This is a genomic window from Mobiluncus sp. (assembly GCF_985070215.1).
In genome coordinates, this window is record NZ_CFKZQR010000024.1 from 20,764 (window position 1) to 29,013 (window position 8,250).

Genomic DNA, 8,250 nt, shown 5'->3' on the forward strand with positions numbered 1-8,250 from the left:
CCCATCTTCATGTGTTGTCCCGGCGCCCCGGCCACGCCTGGCGGTAAACCGCCGCAGGCCGGCCAGGGACCCCGGGTTGGTTAGGGATATTAATCGCGCGGAATCTCGCGCATTTCCCAAGTTTCGATGCGGTCGCCCACCTGGATGTCCTTGAACTCCAGACCGATACCGCATTCGAAACCTTCGCGGACCTCGGTGACATCGTCCTTTTCGCGGCGCAAGGAATGAATCTCCAGCTCTCCGTTGACGACCACACCATCGCGAACCAAGCGAGCCTTAGAGCCGCGCTTGATAGTGCCCGACTTAATCAAGCAGCCCGCGATGTTGCCGAACTTGGAGGACTTAAAGACCTGGCGAATCTCGGCGGAACCGAGTTCGTGTTCCTCATAAATCGGCTTTAGCATACCCTTCAAGGAGTTCTCAACGTCCTCAATGACCTGGTAGATGACGGAATAGAACTTCATCTCCACGCCTTCACTGTCGGCCAGTTCCGCCACGCGTTCGGCAGGACGGACGTTGAAGCCGATAATGATGGCGTTGTCCACGGTCGCCAAGTTGACATCGTTTTGGGTAATCGCGCCGACACCGCGGTGGATGATACGCAGACCAACTTCCTCGCCTACGTCAATCTTCAGCAGGGAGTCCTCCAGAGCTTCGACCGAGCCGGACACGTCGCCCTTGATAATCAGGTTCATCATGTCGACCTTGCCGGCCTTCAGGGCTTCATCGAAGGATTCCAGGGTGACGCGCTTGCGGCGCTTGGCCAGCAACGCCGCGCGTTCCGCAGCCGCACGTTTGTCTGCAATCTGGCGGGCCGTCCGGTCGTCTTCGGCGACTAGGAAGTTATCGCCGGCTCGCGGCACCGAGGTCAGACCCAGCACCTGCACCGGAGTGGAGGGGGTGGCCTCCTCCACGTTCTGGCCGCGCTCGTTGAACATGGCGCGCACCCTGCCGTAGGCAGTTCCCGCCACGATAGCATCGCCGACACGCAGAGTACCGCGCTGCACCAGCACGGTAGCGACCGTGCCGCGTCCCTTGTCCAGGTTCGCTTCAATGGCAACGCCGCGGGCGGGAGCGTGTGGATTGGCCTGCAAATCCAGCACCGCGTCAGCTGTCAGCAACACTGCATCCAACAAATCCTCAATACCCATCCGCTGTTTAGCCGAAATCGGCACAAACATGGTGTCGCCGCCGTATTCTTCGGGCAACACGCCGTATTCGGACATCTGGGCTTTGACCTTGTCCGGATTCGCGGTAGGTTTATCAATCTTGTTGACTGCCACCACAATCGGCACGTTTGCGGCCTTGGCATGGTTGATGGCCTCCACGGTCTGGGGCATCACCCCATCATCAGCGGCGACCACGATAATCGCAATGTCGGTGACCTGGGCGCCACGGGCACGCATAGCGGTGAAGGCTTCGTGACCCGGCGTATCGATGAAGGTCAGTTTGCGGCCTTTATCAGCCTTTTTCAGCGTGACCATATAGGCACCGATGTGCTGGGTAATTCCGCCATACTCGGTATCAATGACGTCAGTATTGCGGATAGCATCCAGCAACTTGGTTTTACCATGATCGACGTGGCCCATCACCGTCACGACCGGAGGTCGGGGTTCCATAGCCTCGATGTCATCGAGTTCTTCGGCTTCCAAATCAATATCGAAGGATTCCAGCAGCTCGCGGTCCTCGTCCTCCGGTGAAACCACCGTAATTTCGTAACCGAGTTCTGCCCCCAGCAGCTTGAACGTGTCCTCGTCTAGGGACTGATTAGCTGTGGCCATCTCGCCCATGTGGAACAGCACGGTCACCAGCGCGGCAGGATTGACGTTAATCTTTTCTGCGAAATCGGCGACAGATGCTCCGGAACGGATCCGAATCTCTTGGCCATTGCCTTTCGGGACGGTGACCCCGCCAATCACGGGCGCATTTTGCTCCTCGATTTCCTGACGCTTAGCCCGGCGGCTCTTGCCTTTCCGAGATTTGCCGTGACCGAAAGCACCCTGGGTAAAGCCGCGCCCGCCGCGACCGCGAGGCGGCGAAGGCGGACCGCCAAATGCGGGAGCGCCGCCAAAGCCGCCGGCTGCCAAAGCCTCAGGACTGGTGCGAGAACCACGACTGCTCCGTCCACCACGTCCTGCGGGACCGGAGTCACCGCGGGGCGAACCCAGGCGGTCTCCCGGCTTAGGACGCGGACCGCCACCCTGCCCCGGACGGGGAATCCCCTGGCTCATGCCTTGGGCGGAAGCGAACGGATTGTTGCCCAGCCGTCCCCGGCGCGGACCCGGCTTCGCTTTGATTCCACTGGTGCCGCCGGGACGCGGCATTCCCTGAGCGGAAGCGAACGGGTTGTTGCCCGGACGCGCACCCGGCTTGGGAATAGAGGCACCGGGTTTGGGAATATCGGGGTTAGCACTGGGTTTCGCCTGCGGCTTGGCAGGTCTGGGACTCGGTGCTGATTTCTCTGGTTTTGGCTGAGGAGCAGCGGAAGCAGCAGGAGAGGAATCCGCCGGTGCGGGAGTCTCTGCGTCCAAAGTGTCCGGTGCGGGCGCAGTCTCCGGGGTCGGCGACTCCGTAGCGCTGGCTGGCGGCGTCGATTCCGCATCAGCAACGGGCTCCGCGGCCGACTTCTGACTTTTCGAGGTTGTCTTGGCAGCCGGCTTCTTCGCTTTCGCAGCCGCTTTTTCGGCTTTCTTGGCGGCTTCCGGGCTAAACTTGCCCAGCTTTTCCTTTTCAAAGCGTTCCATCATCCGCTTCACAACCGGGCTTTCCACCACGGAGGATGCAGACTTTACGAACTCGCCGGCATCTTTCAGATACGCCAGCATTTCTTTGGATTCAATACCGAGCTCTTTTGCAAGCTCGTGCACGCGCATTCGTGCCACTTTTCTCCTGTCCTTCGCCACCCCACCCGGCGAAGGGTGAGAATGGATTAATCGTTGGTACTCATCGGGTACTCATCGGGTGCCCAACATCTTCCAACCCGCTCCTAGGTCATTGCGAACACAGTGCCGCGGGATAATGAAATCCACCAGTAGCAAAGTATCCTCAGCTAATAAGTTCATGTGCTGGAACGCGGCTGTTGGAGCCGCGAAAAGCACCGCTCCTGATTATACCCGACTTTTCTCTATGCATTTGAATCGGGGCCTCCAGCCCGGCAAACTACCGGGCAAAAGATTGGGGTGGAACCGTCCGTGACGGCTCCACCCCCTAAGTTATTGGCAGATCCTCGAAATCAATACCAGCCACGAGCACAGAAATTCGCCCAGGCAGCAGCGGGACTGCCGTAGCGACCCTTGATGTAGCTCAATCCCCAGCGGATTTGAGTGGCCGGGTTCGTCGCCCAGTCTGCACCGGCAGAAGCCATTTTGCGGCCGGGATTAGCCTGTGGAATCCCGTAGGGGCCACCGGGGCGTCCGGCATTCGTACGCCATCCAGATTCGCGGGCCCACAGCTTGAACAGGGGCTGCATCTGATCCGGTCCCCAACCGAACTGACCCAGCATGTCGTAAGCGATGCCCTGCGCAGTGCCGGCTCCCCACGGATTAGCCGCCCGCGCCGCGGCTTCCTGGGCTGCCTTCTCAGCTGCGGCCTTTGCAGCTGTCTCGGCCGCCTGCTGCTCACAGGTTTTCACCGCGAAATTGTCGGCAATAGCGCTGGTGCCACCGATAGCGGTGAGATGTTTTCCACCCAGGTCTTCCAGCACCGCTTGGGGCGCACAGGAAGTCTGAACCAACACTACCGAAGCATTATTTTTCTTTGCCAAAGGGGCCAAAGTCAGGGCATCGACCGGGTTCTTGCCATTGACCAACAGATAGTTTTGCGAGCCGATGGCTTGCGCGGCGGCCAGCGCGGTGGTGTAACGGTTATCTCCGGCTATCCGGGAAACTTTTTTCCCGGTCAGTTTTTCAACCTGAGCTTTAGTTTCCTCACTCACGACCGCGGTGCCACCAATGATTGTGATGCTTTGAGGATTCAACTCAGCAATGGCCTGAGAGCCGTATTTGCCCAGCTGATTCGGCTCAGCCAACAAGAGGTTCGCTTCCAGATTGGCCGCGTAGGACGTGGCGGCCAGAATATCTACCTCCGAGTTGCCGTTGGCGATAACCACGGGAGCATCCGCTTCGCCTTCCAAAGCGACTTTCGCGGCCGACTCGTAACGGTTAGTTCCGCCCAAGGAGGGAGCATCCGGGCTCATAACCGCAGACTTGTCATCGTTGGCTGCCTGCAGTGAACCAATGAGGCCATCAGGCGACTTATCGCTGACCAACACTGAACTCAAATCAGTTGCCTCAGACACCGCTTTTGATGTCTCATAACGATCTACACCAGCCAAACGAACGCTGGCACTGACAGTTTGATTTGTAATGGTTGCGGAACCCCCATCTTCCGCATTGGCAATCGGGGTAACCCCTGCTACTCCGATTCCAGCAATTGCAAATGAACTTGCCATCAGTTTGGAAATATTCATGATTGACCTATTCGACCGGCTCATTTGACCCAGCCAAATGCCCTCCTCATTTGTTGAACGTTTCGCGACCCCACGCCGCGACGATTGATTATAACGTTTTGGTAACAACCATGTCCATTTTGGCGGTTTTAAAGGCTTTCAACTGCGGATATACCTTCACAAGGGCGGTCCCCAACGTTGCCGCGCCTCCCCCGGAAACGCCGGCACGGCCCTTGTGAACAGAAAATTCAGCCCTCCGGGAAGAACCTCGGAGGGCTGGATGCGAAACCCCTCGCGGGGTTGAAAATCTAGGCCGGTGCGCCACCATTTTCGGTGTCGGAATGGATGTCAATCCCCCAACCGGTCAGGCGCGAAGCCAGGCGGGCATTTTGACCTTCCTTGCCGATAGCCAGGGACTGTTGAAAGTCCGGGACCACCACTCGCGCCAGCCGCTTGGCCTCATCGATGACCCGTACCGAAATGACTTTGGCCGGGCTCAAAGCATTGGCTACGTAAACGGTAGGATCTTCAGCCCAATCCACGATGTCGATTTTTTCTCCGTTGAGCTCGTTCATAACCGCCCGGACGCGCGAACCGTTCGGGCCGATGCACGCCCCTTTGGCGTTGATACCTTTTTCGGTTGCCCGCACGGCAATCTTGGTGCGGTGTCCCGGCTCGCGAGCCACTGATTCGATGACGACTTCTTCCTTGTCGATTTCGGGCACTTCGCGTTTAAACAGGCCCTGCACCAAGCCGGGATGGGTTCGAGACAGTTCGATGTGCGGGCCTTTCAAGCCACGCGACGCCGCTAAAACGTATACGCTCAGCCGCACTCCGTGCTGGTATTTTTCGCCGGGAACCTGTTCGGCCGGTGGAATAATGCCTTCCACATCTCCCAGATTCACGGTAACCAGCTTCGGATCACGCCCGGAAGTCACCACCCCGGAAACGACTTGACCGACACGATCCTTGAAATCGCCCAGAACTGCTTTGTCTTCTTCCTCCTGGAAACGTTGAATAATCACGGATTTCACCGTGGCTGCGGCGGTACGTCCAAAATCTTTAGGAGTAATCTCGGACTCGCCCAGCTCGTTGCCGTCCTCGTCCAGCTCCTTCACCAAAACCCGAACCTCACCGGTCTTGCGATCAACCTCAACCCGTGAATGATCTTTTTCAGCACCCGGCTGATTGCGGTATGCCTTCAAAAGCGCTTGCTCGACCGTGTCGATAAGCGAGTTCATATCCATGCCCTTTTCGGCTTCCACCAGGCGCAATGCAGACATGTCAATTTGCATGATTCCTCCGTATTGATTTGTCGCTATTTATTTTTTCGCCCGTTGCGTTGAGACCCCCGAGGCTTCCCAAACAAAACAACGGTACGTACCGATTCTATGTCCTCGAAGGGATAAACCGTAACGTCTCCATCGTCATTTACACTCAGCCCGGTTTGCGTAACATCGGTCAAAATTCCGGTGCGGACCTGCCCGCCGATACGCACTTCTACATCCTTACCGAGAGCCCGGCGCGCCAGCCGCAGATTCGTCAGCGGGTGTTCGGCGCCAAGCGTGGAAATCTCAAGGGTATAGGCACCTGGCAGCGGATCGTTTGCGTCCAGAGCGGCACCGATGGCGCGGCTCGCTTCCTCCAGCTGCGCGCTACCCAAATCGGCCTGCCCATCGGGTAAATCCAAACCAATCGCCACGACCCGCTGATGTTTCGGACCGGTGAGGGCAATTTTTTCCAAGTACAATCCGGCAGCGTCTATGACCGGGCTGATGACCTGGATAATTGCGGCGACACTGGGGTCTGCCGAGGTATGCGGCTGAGCTTCTGTCTTTATCTGCAATAGTCTCCCCTTTTTTCATTCCCTCAGAGTTGCCTGAGCGGGTGGATGGGGCGGGGTATGAAACAATGGGTTTATGTTTTTATCCCCGTCCCGTTTCCTGAAACTAAGTCTATGGCTTGTGGCGGGGTTTGCGCTGACTGGATGTGGACTGCGCCTGGACACTCCCCCCGATGCCCTGCCGGAACTGGATGCCGGCCAAGCCGGGATTTCCGCCGTTTCACGCGCGGAAGCCGCCATCGGCATCGGCAGCGAAAAGATGGCAAACGACGCCTCACTAGCCCCCGGAGTGCGTGAAGTGATTGGGACGGTACGCGAGCTGTCCGCGACCCGTCTAGCAGCCTTGGGTGGGGTCTGGCAACCGTGGCCGCAGGGAACCCCGGAGGGCGCCGACCCCGGACCGCAACCTTCCCCGGCTCCGGGCAGTGTGGAGGACCTGATACAGCTCCTGGTAGATACGGCCGCAACATCCTGCCAGGCGGGGGCACGCGCTCCCCACGCTAACGACGCGCAGCTCCTTACGGCCTTGTGCGCCGCCCAGCAGCTGGATGCCTCTCACGTGGCGGGAGCCGCGGGACACAAACTTCCCGAACCAACGGTGCCGGTAGACTCACTGGCAGGGACGAACCCCGAAGGTTCCACTGAACCGATAGCCGACCGGAAAAACCTGCAAAACCTTATAGAAGCGCAGACCGCTCTGGATTTTGCCCGTTTCCGTATGGAAGTGGCGGCCGCTCACCTGAGTGGGAATGACCGGCAGTGGGCTTTGCAAAGGGCGGATTCCCTAGCTTGGGACGTGCAGTCGCTGGTGGACGGGGGCGTGGAGGACGTGCGTGCTGCCCAGTACGCTTTGGATTTTTCCCAGATTAAGACAACCCCAGACGCGATTCGTCTCATCAATCAAGCTGATGCTGATGCTTTCGCGGCTCACCTAAAGATTATCGAGCTCATTTCGCCGACCGGAGCGGCCTCGAAAAAATCACCAGACCAAGCCCTGTCAGCGTTGCGTCAACCCTGGATTAGCGCCGCCAAAGGCGATGTGACTTCGCAAAATCGTTTCGGCGTTCCCCCTTCTCAAATTTTTGTGCAGCTATGGCCATGACCTGTGCAAACGCCAGTTCCAGTCAGGTTTTCCACCCGGAAGGGCACGACACATTCACAACTGGCCACCTTAAAGAAAAATTAAATTATTAGTAAATTCATAATCAAAAGATTGGAAAACTGCACAGTTTATAGCACAATAACAAAACAACCATTAGGATTACCGAGTTCCGAGAGGCCTTCACATTGGTTCGCACCGATTCTCCAGACACACCGGACGCTACGCCCGAAGAAATCTGGGAAGACTTTTTTAAGTTTTCCCAAATGCTCAATCTAGAGATTGACTATGCTCTCAAGGAACAATGCGGCTTCGACCTGCCTCAATATTCCATCTTGACGGCTTTGGCTAACGCTCCGGAAAAGAAACTGCAGCTCGGTGAACTTGCCAGACAAACAGTATTTTCACCCTCTCGATTGAACTATCGACTCGGTGAGATGGAGAAAAAGGGCTGGCTGAATCGGCTGTGCCAAGGTTCGGATAAACGCACCCGCAATGCTTGCCTGTCAACCAAAGGGTTGAACGCTTACGAAGCCGCGGCGCAAGTTCAGATGAAAGTGGTACGTGAACTGTTTGCTGGCCGGGTTTCGCAATCAGATCTAAACGCGATGCGCCGCGTGCTGTCCAGTATGCGCAGCCACCTGGAAAAACCGGAACTCTAGAGACCTCAACCGACTCAGGGACGCATCGGGGTTTTTTCAGGGTAAACCCCCATAGCCTATTAGTTTTGGCCTAGCTACGCTGGATTTCAGTTAAGAACTCTAGCGAAAGGTTAATTATGTCCCCCCCAAATACCCCCGCCGACACCCCGTTCACCCCGGTGACGCCCCCCACCCCACCAGCCTCTGCCGACTCCGAAAC

6 protein-coding genes are annotated in these 8,250 nt (G+C 57.5%); 2 read left to right on the top strand and 4 right to left on the bottom strand.

What is annotated here, in order from left to right; translation table 11 throughout:
* Positions 1–89 precede the first annotated feature (89 nt).
* The 4 genes from infB to rimP form a co-directional block, all read right to left on the bottom strand.
* A complete protein-coding gene (gene infB / locus AC5LBQ_RS05925; protein ID WP_298634699.1) occupies positions 90–2,873 on the bottom strand; it encodes a translation initiation factor IF-2 in 2,784 nt (927 codons plus the stop codon).
* A 359-nt stretch (positions 2,874–3,232) separates the two neighbouring features.
* The gene (locus AC5LBQ_RS05930; protein WP_493264905.1) at positions 3,233–4,468 is read right to left on the bottom strand and encodes a cell wall-binding repeat-containing protein; all 1,236 of its coding nucleotides are present in this window, start codon (positions 4,466–4,468) and stop codon (positions 3,233–3,235) included.
* A gap of 287 nt (positions 4,469–4,755) precedes the next feature.
* Complete coding sequence (gene nusA, locus AC5LBQ_RS05935; RefSeq protein WP_307741438.1) at positions 4,756–5,742, bottom strand: transcription termination factor NusA; 987 nt, start codon at positions 5,740–5,742, stop codon at positions 4,756–4,758.
* 23 nt (positions 5,743–5,765) lie between these two features.
* Positions 5,766–6,293 carry a ribosome maturation factor RimP gene (gene rimP / locus AC5LBQ_RS05940; protein ID WP_493264906.1) on the bottom strand — a complete coding sequence of 176 codons (528 nt, stop codon included), beginning with the start codon at positions 6,291–6,293 and terminating at the stop codon, positions 5,766–5,768.
* Positions 6,294–6,366: 73 nt separating this feature from the next.
* Between rimP and AC5LBQ_RS05945 the strand changes: the two genes are divergently transcribed.
* Positions 6,367–7,392 (top strand): hypothetical protein, encoded by a 1,026-nt coding sequence (locus AC5LBQ_RS05945; protein ID WP_493264907.1) that lies wholly within the window; start codon positions 6,367–6,369, stop codon positions 7,390–7,392.
* A gap of 185 nt (positions 7,393–7,577) precedes the next feature.
* On the top strand, positions 7,578–8,051 hold the full coding sequence (locus AC5LBQ_RS05950; protein WP_493264908.1) for a MarR family winged helix-turn-helix transcriptional regulator: 474 nt from the start codon (positions 7,578–7,580) through the stop codon (positions 8,049–8,051).
* Positions 8,052–8,250: the final 199 nt, after the last annotated feature.